Here is a 642-nt window from a genome sequence, read left to right as displayed (position 1 = left end):
TCTGAACGCGAAATAAGCCTTCTCCTTCAGGTCGGTTTCGATACGTAGGGCAGTGCGCCGACTGGGCCTCACCATGTTGGGCCGATGTCCCGCACCAGCCTACGCAGCAATACCGACCTGCCTCCGCCTTCCGGCCGCCATGTTCCCCGCCCCAGCCGTGGTGACGGCTGGAACGTCCTGGCCGACATCGAGGTGTTCGTCTTCGCGGTCGAGGCTGAGTTGGAGGCCATGGACCACGAGCGGGTCGGCGTGCACCGCCGCGGCCGCAAGCCGGACCTGACCTTGCGGCGGCGCCTGATTGGGCTGATTTGGACGTTGACCTTCGGCGGCCTGCAGTGGCGCGTCGCCGGCTGGCTCTCGGGTGTTCCCTTCACCACCCTGCACAGCAGCTTCGCGCACTGGACCCGCCTGGGGCTGTGGCGCAGGCTGGGCCAACGCCTCGCGCTTGCTTGGCGGCTGGCCTGCGGCGACGAGGTGCTGCCCTCCGTTGTGGTGGCCGACAGCCGCTCCCTGCGGTCAGCCCCGACCGCCTGGATGCGCGGCATCGATGGCGGCAAGCTGGTCTTGGGTGTGAAGCTGTTCGTGGTCTGCGACAAGCACGGTTCGCTGCTCGACCTCGAACTGCAGCCAGCCAACACGGAC

1 protein-coding gene is annotated in these 642 nt (G+C 67.8%); it reads left to right on the top strand.

Translation table 11 applies throughout. The features are described 5' to 3' along the window. Nucleotides 1-84: 84 nt before the first annotated feature. Nucleotides 85-642, top strand: a 558-nt coding sequence (locus tag JMJ56_RS33240) for a hypothetical protein (RefSeq protein ID WP_407927994.1), incomplete at its 3' end; no start/stop codon positions are given.

The sequence above is a fragment of the Belnapia arida genome, assembly GCF_016773205.1.
In the GTDB taxonomy this organism is placed as follows: Bacteria; Pseudomonadota; Alphaproteobacteria; order Acetobacterales; family Acetobacteraceae; genus Belnapia; species Belnapia arida.
This window is presented reverse-complemented; position numbering and strand designations above follow the sequence as displayed.